Raw genomic sequence first — 15,075 nt, 5'->3', positions numbered from 1 at the left:
GACAATAGTCCTCACTCGCCGCTGCGCATGTCGAGTTCGGGTGCGACCTCGGCTCCCTCGGTCACGGCTTCATAAGGCGTCATCGGCTGTGCGCCGTGGATGATCTTGGCGCCGATGATATCGGGGAAGGTGCGGATGGTGGTGTTATACTGGCGCACCGCCTCGTTATAATCGCGCAAGGCCACGCGGATGCGGTTCTCGCTGCCTTCGAGCTGGGTCATGAAACGGCCGAAGTTTTCCTGGCTGCGCAGTTCGGGATATTGCTCCACCGTCACCATCAGGCGGGCAAGGGCGCTGCCCAGTTCACTTTGCGCCTGCTGGAACGCCTGCATCTTGGCCGGATCGTTCAGATCGTCGGCACTCAGCTGGATTTCCGGGCGCGTGGCAGAGGCGCGGGCCTGGATCACGCCTTCCAGCGTCTCACGCTCCTGCTCCGCCGAGGACATGACGATTTCCTGCAGATTGGGAATCAGATTGGCACGTTCCTGGAAGGCGGCCTGCACATCGGCCCATTTGGCATCGGCGGCTTCTTCCGCAGTAGGGACAGAATTGATGCCGCAGGATGCCAGGGCAAGGCTGCCCAGTGCGATGACGGCCAGACGGGCCAGGCGAGTAAACATGCGATAATCCTCCAATTCCCCCACCTTCGATCAGGTGTATTGCCCATATAGCACGGTATTGGCAGAAGACAAGGATTGCCGCTGGCTTGAGCTTTGGCCGATCCGCTGCCAAACAAGAGGTCTTGGGGCATGAGAACTATAATGGGGATTGGGACAATGCTGAACGAATTCAAGGAATTTATCGCCAAGGGTAATGTCATGGAACTGGCCGTGGCGGTGATCATCGCCGGTGCCTTTGCCACAATAGTGGGATCGATGACGGCCGACCTGATCATGCCGATCGTGGGCGCGGTCTTTGGTGATGTCGACTTTTCGGACAAGTACATCGTGCTCAGCGGTGAAGTGGAAGCGGGCATGTCGCTCGATGCCGCGCGCGAGGCGGGTGCCAATGTGCTGGCGTGGGGCAGTTTCGTCTCCACCGTGATCAACTTCCTGATCCTGGCCTTCATCATCTTCATGCTGGTGCGCTATGCCAACAAGGTGACCGCCCGGTTCGAGAAGAAGGAAGCCGAAGCAGCGCCTGCCGGCCCCAGCGAGATCGATCTGCTGATCGAAATCAGGGATGCGCTGAAAAAGTAAGCTGAACAAAAAAGCGATGCGCCGATCACTTCACATTCATCGGCGCATCGCTATATGAGGCTTGTCGGTTTCGACCGGCTATGGCGATAAATTGCGGTGTGCACTAGGCACAGCGGACCCGGGGGCAGTACCCGGCGGCTCCACCATAATTCGCGGCAACGCGGGTTTTGACGGGGCCGAACCAGGATCGACGTGTGTTGAAAGGCACTGTTTTCGCCCGGGCTGAGATCCCCCGTTAAACGCTCACAACACACAAGTGCCAACGATAACGAAGCACTCGCAATCGCTGCGTAATTTGACGTCCTAACGGACTGAATTTACAAGGCTAAAGCGCGGTTGGACCGACCGGGCAACAGAACGGATTCCGGGGCTCCGGGGGTAGCTAGCAACAGAAACCCCCACCTTTCATCTCCACCATCACAGCGATATTGAAACGGCCCTCAAAGGGGTTGAACGGCCTTCAGCCAGCCTGAGCGGCGTCTTGCCCAGCGTCTTGCCCAGCGTCTTGCACAGCCTCTTGCGCGGCGCGTTCATATTTCAGGCAATCGAGCATCTTGGCACCCGCCAGAAACACCGCGCCGGTGCATGCCAGGAACAAGGCCCAGCCGCCCCAGCCGGGATATTGGTCAAGATAGGCGGCGCCGCGCGTGGTTGCGCCCAGCGCAAGCGCGTAGATGATAAGAAATGCCTCACCCCTGGTCTTGATCTTGAACAGCCTGGATATCTTGCGCAGCATTTCTCACCCGTCTCTTTAACCAATTGCGTTGCAACCATCGTGCCAAGCGCACAATTGCGTGACTCACGAAGGTTAACGGATCGCGTACTGTAAGACAATCCGACAGTGCGGGCAGTCCTGGCAGAGCGCGCCGGAAATGCGGGTCAGGCGAGCGCTTCCAATTCCAGCGTTTCGAGCAGTTTCCCGCGCGCGAGGCGGATGGACGCGGCGAGGCTTTCCTCGCCGATATCGGCGGGATCGATCTGTTCGGGCCAGTACTGGCCGACAACACCCTCGATCAGGCTGGCCTTCGCATCATCCAGCATGAAGCGCGGATCGATGGTGGCGGGATCGGCGACCACGCGCAGACGCAGGCAGGCCGGGCCACCGCCATTGGCCATCGACTGGCGCACATCGACAGGCTTCACGTGGCGAATGGGGCCGTTGCTGGCCAGCATCCCCTCCAGCCAGCTGCGCACGGGCGGAGTTTCCCAGCTCTCGGTCGGGATCACCAGCGTCATTTCGCCCGAAGGCGGGGTGATCAGCTGGGCGTTGAACAGGTAGGATTTCACCGCATCGGCCAGGCTCACCGCGCTGGCGGGCACTTCCACCACCTGCACGCCGGGACATGCCTGCCGGATCGCGTCATAGGTGGCGGCGGGGTCGGCAAAGGCCAGTTCATGGGTGAACAGCACGGCTTCATTGGCCACTGCCACCACATCATTGTGAAATGCGCCCGCCGCGATCGCTTCGGGGTTCTGCTCCACGAACAAGGCGCGCTCCAGACCGTGACTGCGCGCCACGATGCGGCTGGCCTGTTCGTGCTGGCGGGCGGGGAAAGGTCCGCCGCTGCGGCCGTAAACGAACACTTCAAGGCCCGGCTCCGCGTGAGAGGGGGCAAAGCGCATGTGATTGGCCGCGCCTTCATCGCCAAAGCAGGGCGGCACGGGGCCGTGCACCACAAAGTGATCTTTGTTGCCGAAAGCGACCTGAAGCTGCGCCAGCGTATCGGGCCATTCATGGCTGCGATGCGGCATGGTGACGAGGTTGGCGACCGTAAGGTGGCACTTGCCGTCCGCCGTATCGCCTGCAGGAGAAACAGTGGCCGCATTGGCCGTCCACATCGAGGAGGCAGACCATGCGCCCGCCACCAGCGCCGCATCGGTGCTGGCATCGGCGGCAAGCGCTTCCAGCCAGCCGGTATTGGGGCGGGGCAGCGGCAGGAAGAAGCCCTGCGCCAGCCCTGTTTCCATATTGCCGCGCATCTTGGCAATGCCCTGCAATGCGGCGGCGCGGGGGAAGGATGTCTCACCGGCATTCTTGGTGGCGGCCAGATTTCCCAGGCTGAGGCCGGCATAATTGTGGCTGGGGCCGACCAGCCCGTCAAAATTGATCTCCACCACGCCGCCCTGACGGCTCATCGCGGGATGCTCCACACCATGTCGCCAAGGCCCACGCGCAGCACATCGGCTGCCTGCGAATCCAGCGCAATTCCGTCCTCGCGAATTTCATGCGCGCCATAGCAGCAGCGGAAATTGGCGAGGCGGCCCGTGGCGATCAGCGCCTTTTCACCCTTTTCCAGAGTGGTATCCACCACCGGCACGTTCTGCGCATTCTTGATGCTGGTGATATTGTCGGTGCGCGCCAGCATGGTGGGTCCGCCATCGAAGATATCGATATAGCCTTCATAGCTATACCCCTCGTTCTCCAGCATGCGCATGGCGGCGCGGCCGCTGGGATGCGGCAGGCCGATCACCTTGCGCGCATCGTCAGACAGCATGGCGATATAGACCGGGTGCTTGGGCATCAGGTCAGCGATGAACTGATTGCCGTGAATGCCGTTGAATTCGTCCGCTTCCTGAAAGCTCATGCCAAAGAACTTGCCGCCAATGGCATCCCAGAAGGGGGAGCCGCCGCGTTCATCGATGATACCGCGCAGTTCCGCCAGCATCCGGTCGCCAAAGCGCTGGCGGTGGCTGGCGATGAACAGGTAACGGCTGCGTGCCAGCAGCAGGCCCAGCCCGCCCGCGCGTTCCCCCGGATGAAGGAACAGCCCGCCCACTTCGCTGCAACCGCCCAGATCGTTGACCAGGTTGAGCATCTCTGCCCGGACCGTGCGGTCCAGTTCCTGCGATTGCTGGGTCAGCATGGTGATGCGATAGGAATAGAACGGCCAGCTCTGGCCCACTTGCGTGAACAGCTGGCTGGTGCCGCGCACTTCGCCCGTTTCGGTGTTTTCCAGCACCAGCACGAACAGCTCTTCGATCAGGTCCAGATCCTTGCCGTCACGCTCAAACGCGGCGGATGCCCGCTCCAGCTTGCCGGTCAGCGAATTGCGATCCGGCGGCAGGTTGGTGAAGCCGCCACCGGTCAGCTTGGCCATTTCATACAGCGGCTGAAGATCGCCTGTGTTGGCGGCGCGAATGACGAAGCTCATAGTGCATGTCCTGAAGCAAGGCGGTGAAGTACCACAGTGCTGAGCGCGGCGCGTTCGGTCAATGATGGTGCGATCATGAATTCGTCCGGTGAATGGATGGCGCCCCCGCGCACGCCCATCGTATCCACCACGGGCACGCCGGTGGCAGCGATATTATTGCCATCGCACACGCCGCCGCTGGGCTGCCAGCCAATCGTCTGCCCCAATGCTGCACCGGTATCGCGCACAAGATCGAACAGTTTCTGCGCCCGCTCATCCACCGGCTTGGGCGGACGGGTGATGCCCCCGTGGCAATGGTTCTGCACTTCATGCAGTTTTTCCAGAAGCTGCAGCAAATCGTTGAGATCGGATGCAAAAGCTTCTGCCGCCGCCACTGTCTTGGGGCGGATGTTGAAGCGCAGCACGGCATGGTCCGGCACCACATTATTGGCCGCGCCGCCATCGATCTTGGCCGGATTGATGGGCAGGTCGTCATGCTGCATGTGCTTGAGCCGCACCGCGCAATCGGCCGCCGCGACAATGGCGTTGCGCCCTTCGAGCGGATTGCGCCCGGCATGGGCGGAGCGGCCGGTGAATGTGATCGCATAATTGCCGCTGCCACCGCGCGCATGGGCCAGCGTGCCATCGGGCAGGGCGGATGGTTCATAGGTCAGCGCGGCAAACTTGCCCTGCGCCAGCTGCGCAATAAGCGCGGAGGAGGAAAGCGATCCCGTCTCCTCATCCGAATTGATCAGCACGTCATAGCCGGTGCTGGCCGCCGCGGGGGATGCCTCAAACGCCTTGAGCGTTTCAAGGATCACCGAAAGCCCGCCCTTCATGTCCGCCGTGCCGGGACCGTTGAGCGTTTCTGCGTCGATCCATTTCAGGTCCTGGAAGGCATGGTTCGCCGGGAACACCGTGTCCATGTGCCCGGTCAGCAGAAACCGCCGCTCCGCGCCCGGACGCACGCGCAGCACCATGTGGCGGCCATGCGGCTTTTCGAATTCGCGGCCATCCTCGTCCACGGCGGTGACCCGTGCGGGCTCCTCCAGCGTGACTTCGCCGGGCAGTGCGGAGAATGCATCGGCCAGCAGGGCGGCGACTTTTTGCAGCCCTTCAAGGTTCGATGTGCCTGAATTGATCGCCGCCCAGCTCAGTGTGCGATCCAGCATGGCGGACTGGTCAATGCCAGCGATCAGGGCGGTTTCGGGTGCGGTCAGTTGTTTCATATGTAACCGGCTCTAGCCCAGATGCGGTTCCTGTCAAAGATGTCTCTGGCAAATATGTCTCTGGCAAGATCGCGCACGGCCAGCGCCCCCTTCATTACGGTCTTAACGCCCACCTAATGGTTTTTCTCTATCGTCCATCCTCGGAATTGGGGAAATGTGTATGTCATTGCCGGGGCAAGACAAGCCGAGAGTGGAGCCGCGCGTGCGTGCGATGGTCCGCGCGCGGCTGCGCGATGCCCACAGTGAGCGTGATGTGTGCATCATCGATGTCTCCACTCGCGGATTGCTGGCAACGGCGGCGCTGCCGCCCGAACGCGGCGAATTTGTCGAAGTGCAACTGGGCCGGCACCGGCTGGCCGGTCAGGTCAAATGGTCAGGCGATCACCGCTTTGGCGTTGGTCTTCGCGACAGGGTGAGCGTGGCCGCTGTGATCGAAGGCGGACAAGGTACGATCGCGCTGGATCGAACGGCCGGTTTTGCGACCCGGAAGCAGGGTCTGTGGCAACAGCTCCAGACAAGCCCGCAGATGATGGGGCGTGCCTTCCAGCTGGGGATGTTCGCGCTGGCCGCGCTGGTCGCGGCCTTGCTGATATCGCAACTGGCGGGCCGCGGCTTTGCCCCCATGCAACAGGCTGCGCTGGCCATGCATGACGGCAGGGCGGACTAGAGCGGTCCCAGCGCCCGCGCGATGGCGATGAATTCCTCCACCGCCAGCGTCTCTGCGCGGCGGGTGGAATCGATACCCAGCTCGTCCAGCACATCCACCGCGCCCGGCAGGCCCTTCAGGCTCTGGCGCAGCATCTTGCGGCGCTGGCCAAAGGCGGCTTCGGTCACCTGTTCCAGCCTGCGCGACGATACGCCTGCAGGAGCCTGCGCCGGTTCAATATGGACAATCGCGCTCATAACCTTGGGCGGCGGCGTGAACGCGCTGCGGTGAACCTTCATCGCCAGTTTCGCCTTCGATCGCCACTGCGCCAGCACCGCCAGCCGACCATAGGCAGACCCGCCCGGCTGTGACACGATGCGCTGGGCAACCTCCTGCTGGAACATCAGCGTCAGCGATGTCCACACCGGCGGCCATTGCTCACCGCCCAGCCAGCGCACGAACAGCGCCGTGCCGACATTATAGGGCAGGTTGGCCACCACCGCGAACGGCTCACCCATCAGCTGGGCATGATCGATCTTCAGTGCGTCGCCCTCGATCACGGTCAGCTGGCCGGGGAAGGCCTGCGCCAGTTCTTCCAGCGCGGGCAGGCAGCGCTGGTCCATCTCGATCGCGGTCACGCGGGCACCGGCGCGCAGCAGGGCGCGGGTCAGCCCGCCCGGTCCCGGCCCGATTTCCAGTACGGCGCGGTCCTGCAGATCGCCCGGAATGGCGGCGATGCGGTCCAGCAATTGTTCGTCGAACAGGAAATTCTGCCCCAGCTTTTTCGATGCGCTCAGGCCGTGGGCGGCGATCACTTCGCGCAAGGGGGGCAGGTTCACGCCCACTTTGCCCTTTGCGCGGCGGCTTGCGCGGCCATGCGGATCGCGGCGATCAGCGATGCCGGGCGGGCGATGCCCTTGCCGGCAATGTCGAAAGCGGTGCCGTGATCGGGCGATGTGCGGATGATCGGCAGGCCCAGCGTCATGTTCACGCCCTCATCGAAATCCAGCGTCTTGAGCGGCACCAGCGCCTGATCGTGATACATGGCGATGGCCACGTCATAGGTCCCGCGCGCATGCGGGGCGAACAGCGTATCGGCGGGGTGGGGGCCGGTGGCGGCGATCCCTTCGGCCTGCAGGCGGGCGATGGCCGGGGCAATGATCTCGATCTCCTCACGGCCCATGCGGCCATTCTCCCCTGCATGGGGGTTGAGGCCGGCTATGGCGAGGCGCGGTTTCTCAATGCCGAAATCACGCTGGAGGGCAGCGGCTACCACGCGGCAACGGCGCAGGATCAGATCGGCGGTGATGCGTCCGGGCACTTGCGCCAGCGCGCAATGCACGGTCAGCGGCACGGTCTTCAGGCTTGGCCCTGCCAGCATCATCACCGCATCCTGAGCTGCAACACCGCAGGCATCGGCCACGAATTCGGTCTGTCCGGGAAAGCCAAAGCCCACCTTGGCCAGCTCCGCCTTGGCAATCGGCCCGGTGACCAGCGCCGATGCGGCACCAGACAGGACAAGCGCGGTTGCCTGTTCGAGCGATTGCAGCGCCAGCCGCGCGCCCGCCTCATCAGGCTGGCCCGGGTGATAGGTTGCGTCCAGATCACCCAGAACGGGGAGCGCGGTGGCAAAGACTGCGGCGGCTTCCTGCACATCCGCCACGCGGCGCACCGGCAGGTCTATTCCGCGTGTGCGCGCAGCCTGCGCCAGCACTTGCGCACCGCCGGTCACCACGAAAGGGGGCAGCGCCGCACTGCTGCGCTGTGCCCATGCTTCGCCGATCAGTTCAGGGCCGATCCCCGCAGGATCGCCGAGCGAAAGGGCGAGCAGTTCTTCCACACGATCAGTTGTAATCGATCACCGCATCGCGGCGCAGATCGCGCAGATAGCTCTGGGCGCGGCGGTTGATCCGCTCATTTTCCATCTGCGTCATCAGCTGGTCGAAAGTGGGGCCAGACGTCTCATCCGGATCGTCGCGGCCGCACAGCATCAGCACGCGCACGCCTTCGTTCAGCGCGCCAAATGCCGGTGTTGCCTGGCCGATATTCATCTGCAGCATAATCGGCTGCAGCGCTTCGGGCAGGGTGCGGACAATGATCTCGTCATTGTCGATCCAGGTGGCGCCAATCTCTTCCGCCTTGGCATTGGCATCGCCGCAGCCATTGATCTGGGCAATCGCGGCCTCAAACTGCTGGGCGCGCAACTGCGCTTCGGATTCGGGAATGCCTTCCGGGAAATCGAGCGAGATCTGCTTCAGGCTGAGCACCGCATCGCGCGGATCGGCCATGCCCACCTGGCGGCGATCGATCATCAGCAGGATGGAGAAACCGCCAGCGATTTCAATCGGGCCTTCCAGCTGGCCAGCCTCAAGGTTGCGGGCAACCGCTTCCAGCGTGGGGTTCTGCAACTGCTCCAGCTGAATCCAGCCAAGGTCACCACCCACAGCGGCGGAGGACGCTTCAGAGAACTGCCGCGCATAGGCGATGAAGGAGCCGCCATTGCGCAGCTGGTCGATAATCTGCTGGGCATTGGCAATCACCGCATCGCGGTTGGTGCTGTTGGCCGACAGGTAGATTTCGCCAATCCGGTATTCGGTGCTGCCGCGCGATGCCTGCAGGCGGTCGAACAATTCGTTCACCTCGGCAGAGGATACGTTGACGAAGGGTGCGATGTTACGGCGCAGCAGGCGATCCCAGGCCAGTTCGCCCTGGATCTGCCGTTTCAGGCTGCGGCCGGACGAGCCGATGGAGCGGAGATATTCGTCCATCTCTTCCGGCGAGCGGTTCATCCGCTCTATGGCGTAGCGCGTGTAGGATTCGTTGACCTCTTCCCCGGTCACTTCCATTTCCAGCGCGGCGGCTTCCTGCACCTGCAGCGTCTCGTCAATCAGGTTGCGCAGAACCTGAAGGCGCAGGCGTTGCATTTCCTCGGGCGGAATCTGCGTATCGTTGGAGGCAATGATCAGCGCCATGCGATGATCCACATCGGTGCCGGTGATGATATTGCCGTTCACCCGCGCGGTGGCGCGGCGCAAATTGGGGTTCTGCTCGGTCAGAAAATTGATGTCATCCGGGAAATTGAATGCATCGCTGGGTTGCTGTGCGCCTGCCGGGCCGAAAGTGGCCAGGGAAGCCGATGCAGCAAGAATAGCTATTGTCTTCGCAATCCGGGTCACGTGTTTCTCATTCCTGTCGATGGCGCCAAATTGCGCCCAATTTCTGGTCAAGCATTGCAAAACCAAGGCTTAACCAAAGCTGAGCCAAATGCCCCTAGCCGCTTTGTCCGCCGGTGCCAATGCACCAGCAATTATCCTGTGCGCCAGCCCGGTTCCACACGCCCGTTTCCACACGCCCGTTCAGCCCGCCCGCCCGCGGCGGACTCAGCGGAAGCCGAGATTGCGCAGGGCAAAGTGAATGCGGAAGCTATCGCCGCGCTTGGCATCGGCCAGTTCGATGTAATCGCGCCGCCAGGTGAAGCCCAGCTCCAGGCAATCATCGGCATAGGCAATGCCCAGCCTTGTGCGCAAAGGCTCAAACCCGTCGGCGTTGAGCGTGGGGTCCTCTGCCCGGTCGGTCAGGTTGATGACCGCCGAACCGAACACTGACCAGTATTTGGCGAATGCCAGCCGCCCGGCAGCGCGCACTTCCTCGCGGTCGCGCAGATCCTCGAACGCCAGATCGATATCGCGGTTGAGCCGCAGATAGCCGAGCTCGATATAGGTCTCGTCATTGCCGAAGGTGGCATCGACCTCGTTCCGGCGCACCGCCAGATTATCCTTGTCGAGGCGGAAGCGGTGGGTGAATTTCAGCAGGTCGCGGTAACGCACCTGCGTGCGGCCGACAAAATCGGACCATTGTTCATTCAGCCCGGTGCCATCGGGGAACAGCGTGGGCTGGTCTGTCAGGCGATAGGACTGGCCGATCGTGGTCTCCAGCCGCCAGCCGGGAATGGTGGCCTGCCAGTCCACACCATAGGTGATGCGCGCGCCTTCTTCCACGCGGTCATAACCGGGGAAGCGGTTGAGGGCGAAGAGGTTGGAATCCTCCAGATCGATCGCGCGGGCATCCTCATTGGGAATGTCCAGATTGCGAATGCCGGGGGTGGCGACCAGCTGCACGCGCGGGGTCAGGATCTGCGATCCGCCAAGGAATTCGCCGATCAGCGGCCATTTCACATCCACCGCACCCAGCGCCACGCCGCGCGCCTGCCAGCCGCTCTGGCCGCGATAGCTGACCGTCTGCGTCAACAGATTATTGTCCGAATGATAGGCATCGCCGCGCAGCAGCCCGGTTACGGTGACTTCCTGCCCCCAGGGGGTGATCCGCCGCAGGTCCCACTGCCCGCGGGCAAAGGCGCGCTGCGTATCCTGCCCCTCTGCGCGGGTGATCGCCAGCGTGTTGAATTGCAGCTCGACCGCGCCGCCGGCCACCGGATCGGCCAGGCGCTTGCGGTAATCGAGCAGCGGCAGGGCCAGCGGAACCTGATTCTGGTCCTGCTGCACCAGCAGGGCCTGCGTGGCCCATCCGGCCAGTGAGAAATAGCTGTCATCATCGACCCGCTCGATCGTGACGTTGGAACGCAGGCGGTCCTCGCGACTGATGTCATAGCGGCGCAGGAAGGTGCGGTCGCTGGCCAGCCGCAGCGATCCTTCCACGCTCCAGTTGGGATCAAGCTGGTAGCGGCCATTGGCAAACACATATCCGCGCAGGTCCCGCTCCGACGTGCGGACATTGGCATTGAGCGGAAGGCGCGAGCTGAATGTGCCATAGGCGGTGGCCTGGAATGCGCCGTGTTCGCCCAGCTGGCGATATTGGGCGGAAACCATCGGCGATGCCTCGGTATAGACATAGCCGGTCATCAGCAGGTCGCGGTTGTCGGCAATGCGCCAGTAATAGCTGTCCGTGACTTCAAAGCCGTTGGACGCGGTCAGGCCGATATCGGGAATGAAAATACCCGAATTGGGGCGGCCGTCGGCGCGAATCACTAGGCCGGGCAAGGGCAGGATGCGCTTGCCGAACAGCTCCAGATAAGCGCCGCTGAAGCGGATTCTCTTGGTTTCCTCGTCGTAAAACACGCGCTCTGCCGTGAGCCGCCAGCTGGGCGAGCGGGGGCACCCTTCTTCATCCTCCACCGCGCAGGAGGAATAGGCTGCGCGATCGAGGATAATATTGCCCGTGTCATCGCGCTCGGCCATTTCGGCGGCGAGACGCCCGCCCTGGCGGAAGGCCAGCAGCAGGTTGCTCATCGTGCCCGCGCGCAGCTCGTCCGTCAGCGTCAGGTGATCGGTGAACAGCTGGTTTCCGTCGCGGTCGACCAGGCGAACATTGCCCTCGGCCACGATTTCACCCGTCATCCTGTTCCAGATGATGCTTTGCGCACGCACCGATTCATCGCCGGACCGGGCCAGCACATCGCCCGATGCGGTGACGATATCGCTCTCTGCATCGTAACGCAGTTCGGTGGCTTCAAAGGCGATTTCGCGCGGTGCCTCGGCATCCTGCACAGAATCCTGCACGGTATCCTGTGCAGGCTGCGCCTCATCGTCCTGTGCCAGCGCATGTTGCGGCACAACCAGCAGGGCTGCGGCGGCCATAAGGCCACTCATACAGATAATCGGCAAGCGGCGTGTTGTGGCTTGCTGCAATGACTGCGGAGCAGGGGGCATGGCTTGCCTATCGCACCGCAGGACCCTAACTGCAATGGCAGCATTGGCGCGGGCGATTTCTTTCTGCCCGCGACCGGAAATTCTCTTCATCGGAGTCATCATGAAAATCACCTTCGCCACGTCAGCAGACACCATGCCGCAGCTCAAGGCCCGCATTGTTGAACAGGACAAGCTTCCCGCCGATCTGTCGCCTGCATTCCTCCAGGGTGCCGAGGCATCGCGGTTTACCGGCAAGGTCGGCCAGCTGTTCGAAGGCTTCGTGGAAGACGGCGGCGTGGTGGTGCGGCTGGCTCTGGTGGGCACCGGCAAGCATGGCGGCGATGAACGGCTGGCCAATCTGGAGCGCGCGGGCGCGGCGCTGGCGGCGAAATATCTCACCTCCGGGGAAAAGGTCCTCGGCCTCGATCTGGAAGGCAGCGGCCTGTCCGCGCGCGAAACGGCATCGCTGCTGACCGGTCTTCGGCTGCGCAGCTGGCGCTGGGACACCTATCGCACCAAGCTGAAGGAAGAGCAGAAGCGCAGCCTCGAACAAGTGGTCGTATTCGGCGCGCACAAGGGCGCAGAAGCGGCCTGGAAGGTCGAGGAAGCGGTGGCCAAAGGCGTGGAACTGACGCGTGAGCTGGTGGCTGAGCCGGCCAACATCATCTACCCGCAAAGCTTCGTGGAGCGCTGCCGCGAGCGGATGGAAGGTACCGGAGTGGAAATCTCCGTGCTGGACGAGGACGAGATGGCGGAACTGGGCATGGGCGCCCTGCTGGGTGTCAGCCAGGGTTCGATCCGCGATGCCAAGCTGCTGGTGATCAAGTGGATGGGCGGCAATCCGGCGGACAAGCCGACCGTGTTCGTGGGCAAGGGCGTGACCTTCGATACCGGCGGCATCTCGATCAAGCCGGCCGCAGGCATGGAAGACATGAAGTGGGACATGGGCGGCGCAGGCGCGGTGGCCGGTGCCATGCTCGCCATCGCCGGACGCAAGGCCAAGGCCAATGTCATCGGTGTGTGCGGGCTGGTGGAGAACATGCCCGACGGGAACGCCCAGCGTCCCGGTGACGTGGTCACCACCATGTCCGGCCAGACGGTGGAAGTGATCAACACCGATGCCGAAGGTCGCCTGGTGCTGTGCGATGCGATCACTTATGCGCAGCGCGAATTCAAGCCCAGGACGGTGATCGATCTTGCCACGCTGACCGGCGCGATGATGATTGCGCTGGGCATGGAGCACGGCGGGCTGTTTTCCAACAATGACGATCTGGCCGACAAGCTGCTCGCCGCCGGCAGGAAGAGCGGTGACAAATTGTGGCGCTTCCCCCTCTCGCCCGCTTACGACAAGCTGATCGACAGCCCGATTGCCGACATGAAGAATGTCGGCCCGCGCTGGGGCGGTTCGATCACCGCTGCGCAGTTCATCCAGCGCTATGTCGAAGAGGGCGTCAACTGGGCGCATCTCGACATTGCCGGCATGGTCTGGGCAGACAAGCCCGGCGCCACCTGGGACAAGGGCGCAACCGGCTTTGGCGCAAGGCTGATCGACACCTTCGTGCGCGACAATTGCGAGGGCTGATCGCAGGCGAAGGCCGATAGACATGCGCGTCGATTTCTACCGCCTTTCACGTGACAGCGCTCTGGACGCGGTGGCCTTGCTGGCGCGCAAGAGCGTGGAGGCGGGGCGCCGCGTGCTGGTTGTCAGCGCGGGGGAGGAGGCGCAGCAGGCGCTCTCCCGCTCACTGTGGGAAAGCGCGCCCGAGGCCTTCCTTGCCAATGGCATTGCCGGAAGCGCGCATGATGCGCGCCAGCCGGTGCTGATTTCCGGCGATGTCGATGCCGCCAATGGCGCGCAATTCCTGATCCTGGCCGATGGCCAGTGGCGCGATCCGGGCAGTGGCTTTGAGCGGGTGATGCTGGTGTTCGATGACGCCAGCATCGAAGGCGCGCGCGCCTGCTGGCGGCAATTGGGCGAAGACGAAGCGATCCGGCGGCATTTCTGGAAACAGGATGAAAGCGGGCGCTGGGTCGAAGGTCCTTGATTTATCGCCCGCCGGGTGGATGATCGCACCCGGACATTCTTGGGGAAGGGCACATCATGCGCAGGATTCTTGGGGTAAGCGCGGCAGCCATGCTGCTGGCATCGTGCGGCGGGGACCGCGAAGGAACGATCGAAACCGAGGATGGCGACCTTGAATATTCGATCGACGAATCATCGGGCAATGCGCAATTCCGGCTGGAAGACGATGAGGGGCAGCAGATCTCCGTCAACACCGGTGCCAATGTCGCGATTGACCTGCCCGATGGCTATACCGTCTATCCCGGCGCAACCGTGGTCTCCAATTCGGTGATCAATGCCAATGACGGCGCGGGATCGATTGTCATGCTGACCACGCCCGACAGCCCGGACAAGGTGGCCGCCTTCTACCGCGCGCAGGCAGAGGCCGCGGGCATCACCATCCAGATGGAAACCACCGCGCAGGGCAGCAAGATGATCGCGGGCGAAAGCGGGGACGGAAAGACCTTCTCGCTCAGTGCAAATCCGGGTGACGAAGGCACGATGGCGCAATTGATTGTGGGATCGCAGCTGGGCGAATAGGCGCGCGGCGTTCTGGCGCAGGCCGGGATGTACCCGCTAGCGCCATGCTGCAAGCGCTCTTGCCCCTTGCGGGCAGGGGCGCTAGGGGCGCGCCCGACAAGTCCGCGAACGGACTGCATGTAAAGAACCACAATCTTCGCGAAGGAACACCCGATGGCGGTCACCCGCACTTTTTCGATCATCAAGCCCGATGCCACCCGCCGCAACCTGACCGGCGCGGTCACCAAGATGCTGGAGGATGCCGGCCTGCGCGTCATCGCATCCAAGCGCATCCACATGACCAGGGAACAGGCCGAAGGCTTCTATGCGGTCCACAAGGAACGCCCCTTCTTTGGCGAACTGGTCGATTTCATGATCAGCGGCCCGGTTGTCGTGCAGGCGCTTGAGGGCGAGGACGCCGTTCTTCGCAACCGCACCATCATGGGCGCAACCAACCCTGCGGATGCCGATGAAGGCACGATCCGCAAGACTTTTGCCGAGAGCATCGAGGCCAACACGGTCCACGGTTCCGACAGTGACGAGAATGCCGCGATCGAGATCGCCTATTTCTTCAACGAAGACGAAATCGTCGGCTGAATCCGGCTGCCACCGGCAGGTTGCAGCAAGCAAATTCAAAAGCCCCG

15 protein-coding genes and 1 other RNA gene are annotated in these 15,075 nt (G+C 62.9%); 7 read left to right on the top strand and 9 right to left on the bottom strand.

All coding sequences use genetic code 11. The features are described 5' to 3' along the window. Positions 1-11: 11 nt before the first annotated feature. Positions 12-620 (bottom strand): LemA family protein, encoded by a 609-nt coding sequence (locus ABDZ98_RS12970; protein ID WP_343808740.1) that lies wholly within the window; start codon positions 618-620, stop codon positions 12-14. Between the two features lie 156 nt (positions 621-776). On the opposite strand from ABDZ98_RS12970, the gene mscL reads away from it, so the two are divergent. Both mscL and ssrA read left to right on the top strand, forming a co-directional pair. Further along, positions 777-1,199 (top strand): large conductance mechanosensitive channel protein MscL, encoded by a 423-nt coding sequence (mscL, locus tag ABDZ98_RS12965; protein WP_343808738.1) that lies wholly within the window; start codon positions 777-779, stop codon positions 1,197-1,199. A gap of 25 nt (positions 1,200-1,224) precedes the next feature. Continuing rightward, positions 1,225-1,566: a transfer-messenger RNA gene (gene ssrA / locus ABDZ98_RS12960) on the top strand. A 93-nt stretch (positions 1,567-1,659) separates the two neighbouring features. On the opposite strand, the gene ABDZ98_RS12955 is transcribed toward ssrA, so the two are convergent. From ABDZ98_RS12955 to ABDZ98_RS12940, 4 genes are all read right to left on the bottom strand, one after another. After that, on the bottom strand, positions 1,660-1,935 hold the full coding sequence (locus ABDZ98_RS12955) for a hypothetical protein (protein WP_343808736.1): 276 nt from the start codon (positions 1,933-1,935) through the stop codon (positions 1,660-1,662). A 143-nt stretch (positions 1,936-2,078) separates the two neighbouring features. After that, a complete protein-coding gene (locus tag ABDZ98_RS12950; protein ID WP_343808734.1) occupies positions 2,079-3,335 on the bottom strand; it encodes an N-succinylarginine dihydrolase in 1,257 nt (418 codons plus the stop codon). Then, a complete protein-coding gene (locus tag ABDZ98_RS12945; protein ID WP_343808732.1) occupies positions 3,332-4,351 on the bottom strand; it encodes an arginine N-succinyltransferase in 1,020 nt (339 codons plus the stop codon). Before ABDZ98_RS12945 ends, ABDZ98_RS12950 begins: the two co-directional genes overlap by 4 nt. After that, entirely contained in the window at positions 4,348-5,559 is a 1,212-nt protein-coding gene (locus ABDZ98_RS12940) for a hydrolase (RefSeq protein ID WP_343808730.1), read from the bottom strand. The genes ABDZ98_RS12945 and ABDZ98_RS12940 overlap by 4 nt, the downstream gene beginning before the upstream one ends. A 154-nt stretch (positions 5,560-5,713) precedes the next feature. Here ABDZ98_RS12940 and ABDZ98_RS12935 point away from each other — a divergent pair, with 154 nt between their 5' ends. After that, on the top strand, positions 5,714-6,226 hold the full coding sequence (locus tag ABDZ98_RS12935; protein WP_343808728.1) for a PilZ domain-containing protein: 513 nt from the start codon (positions 5,714-5,716) through the stop codon (positions 6,224-6,226). Here the strand turns inward: ABDZ98_RS12935 and rsmA are convergent. The 4 genes from rsmA to ABDZ98_RS12915 all read right to left on the bottom strand — a co-directional run bounded on the left by rsmA (position 6,223) and on the right by ABDZ98_RS12915 (position 11,811). Beyond that, positions 6,223-7,044 carry a 16S rRNA (adenine(1518)-N(6)/adenine(1519)-N(6))-dimethyltransferase RsmA gene (rsmA, locus tag ABDZ98_RS12930; RefSeq protein ID WP_343808726.1) on the bottom strand — a complete coding sequence of 274 codons (822 nt, stop codon included), beginning with the start codon at positions 7,042-7,044 and terminating at the stop codon, positions 6,223-6,225. The genes ABDZ98_RS12935 and rsmA overlap by 4 nt on opposite strands. Then, entirely contained in the window at positions 7,041-8,045 is a 1,005-nt protein-coding gene (pdxA, locus tag ABDZ98_RS12925) for a 4-hydroxythreonine-4-phosphate dehydrogenase PdxA (protein WP_343808724.1), read from the bottom strand. Before pdxA ends, rsmA begins: the two co-directional genes overlap by 4 nt. A 4-nt stretch (positions 8,046-8,049) precedes the next feature. After that, entirely contained in the window at positions 8,050-9,381 is a 1,332-nt protein-coding gene (locus tag ABDZ98_RS12920; protein WP_343808722.1) for a peptidylprolyl isomerase, read from the bottom strand. 204 nt (positions 9,382-9,585) lie between these two features. Continuing rightward, positions 9,586-11,811 carry an LPS-assembly protein LptD gene (locus ABDZ98_RS12915; protein ID WP_343808720.1) on the bottom strand — a complete coding sequence of 742 codons (2,226 nt, stop codon included), beginning with the start codon at positions 11,809-11,811 and terminating at the stop codon, positions 9,586-9,588. 160 nt (positions 11,812-11,971) lie between these two features. On the opposite strand from ABDZ98_RS12915, the gene ABDZ98_RS12910 reads away from it, so the two are divergent. From ABDZ98_RS12910 to ndk, 4 genes are all read left to right on the top strand, one after another. Continuing rightward, positions 11,972-13,432, top strand: a complete 1,461-nt coding sequence (locus ABDZ98_RS12910) for a leucyl aminopeptidase (protein ID WP_343808718.1) — start codon at positions 11,972-11,974, stop codon at positions 13,430-13,432. Between the two features lie 22 nt (positions 13,433-13,454). Continuing rightward, positions 13,455-13,895 carry a DNA polymerase III subunit chi gene (locus tag ABDZ98_RS12905; protein WP_343808717.1) on the top strand — a complete coding sequence of 147 codons (441 nt, stop codon included), beginning with the start codon at positions 13,455-13,457 and terminating at the stop codon, positions 13,893-13,895. Positions 13,896-13,951: 56 nt separating this feature from the next. Beyond that, on the top strand, positions 13,952-14,452 hold the full coding sequence (locus tag ABDZ98_RS12900; RefSeq protein WP_343808716.1) for a hypothetical protein: 501 nt from the start codon (positions 13,952-13,954) through the stop codon (positions 14,450-14,452). 153 nt (positions 14,453-14,605) lie between these two features. After that, a complete protein-coding gene (gene ndk, locus ABDZ98_RS12895; RefSeq protein ID WP_343808713.1) occupies positions 14,606-15,028 on the top strand; it encodes a nucleoside-diphosphate kinase in 423 nt (140 codons plus the stop codon). The last annotated feature ends 47 nt before the right edge of the window (positions 15,029-15,075 follow it).

Origin of the sequence: Alteraurantiacibacter aestuarii (genome assembly GCF_039523595.1) — a bacterium.
GTDB lineage: Bacteria > Pseudomonadota > Alphaproteobacteria > Sphingomonadales > Sphingomonadaceae > Alteraurantiacibacter > Alteraurantiacibacter aestuarii.
The sequence above is the reverse complement of the archived record's forward strand: the minus strand, read 5'-3'. Positions and strand labels throughout refer to the sequence as shown.